We start from the raw sequence: 1,308 nt of genomic DNA on the forward strand, positions 1-1,308 counted from the left end.
TTCTTTCATTTACAAATTTAATAATTCTCTTGGCTTTATGCTATTTTGCTAGCACATTACAAACATAGGAACTAAAGATAAAGAATGTATGCCAAGCCAAATTTGCAAGGATTCTTTATGCTAAATCCTTCATTCTTCATTTATAAAATCGTATCTTTGCACTTGTAATATTCAAAAAATATGGGTATGAAAACACACCTTTATTACTACATCGCAATTGTATGCATCATTCTCGGAACTTCATGCACCTCCGGGCAAAAACAGCATGCGACCGAAGAACACACGTCCAGACAAAAAGAAAATGTAGCCACACAACCAGACAAAGCACAGTTCCCTTTCCCCGACATTCCAGTGATGTTGACTGAGCCGGAGGAACGTCGTGAATTTCTATTGGCACACTATTGGGATAATTTCAACTTCTCCGACACGACTTTACTTAATAACCGTGACATAACCGAACAAGGATTCGTCAATCACATCTCGTTACTGGCAGATGGTGAAAGTTCTTCACAAGAAATCACAAAGAGTCTGGATGCTCTCTGCTCGCATATAGAACAGCAACAGGAAGCGTACAAAACATTCATGCATTTGTTCGACGAATATTTATACAATCCCAACTCACCCTTATACAACGAAGCATTGTATCTTGTTTACCTGAACCGTATGCTGCAAAGCAAAACCATAGACGATGCGACTAAAAGCACATTGGCTTTCAAACAAAAGCTCATCAGCCGGAACCAGCCTGGTACACTTGCTTCTGACTTTACGTATTATCTACCCAACGGACAGGCAAGCAAACTTCATCAAACTCCAGCCTCAAACAACCGTCTGCTGCTGATATTCTATGATCCGGAATGCCCCAGTTGTCATGAAATCATGCAAGACATGCTGCACGACCAGACCTTGGCAGATGCTGTAACCGATGGTAAACTCACCGTATTGGCCATTTACACCGAAGGTAATCCAGAAGCATGGCGTAGCGATCTCTCCAACCTCCCGGCCAACTGGATGGTAGGCACCGACCGTGAGGCTATCAAGCTAAACGCCCTCTATGACCTGAAAGCCATGCCATCGCTTTACCTGCTTGATGGGAATAAAAAAGTCATTTTGAAAGATGCCCCCTACGCACGTATCCGTGCCGCATTACATTTTTAAGAAACAGTTTCTTAGTTTCCGCTTTTGAGAATACTTGCCTGAACATAAATCAACAAATAAAAGACAAATCACATAGCTGCCTTGTTTGTAAGATTATTAATCTTCATGCCGAAAGATTATTAATCTTCACGCTGTAAGATTATTAATCTTACA

General features: G+C 41.1%; 1 protein-coding gene. It reads left to right on the forward strand.

Annotation, left to right across the window (positions count from 1 at the left end; all coding sequences use genetic code 11):
* Positions 1-186: 186 nt before the first annotated feature.
* Positions 187-1,155, forward strand: a complete 969-nt coding sequence (locus tag H9625_RS17315) for a DUF5106 domain-containing protein (protein WP_191765563.1) — start codon at positions 187-189, stop codon at positions 1,153-1,155.
* Positions 1,156-1,308: the final 153 nt, after the last annotated feature.

The sequence above is a fragment of the Phocaeicola intestinalis genome (assembly GCF_014837065.1).
Lineage (GTDB): Bacteria > Bacteroidota > Bacteroidia > Bacteroidales > Bacteroidaceae > Phocaeicola > Phocaeicola intestinalis.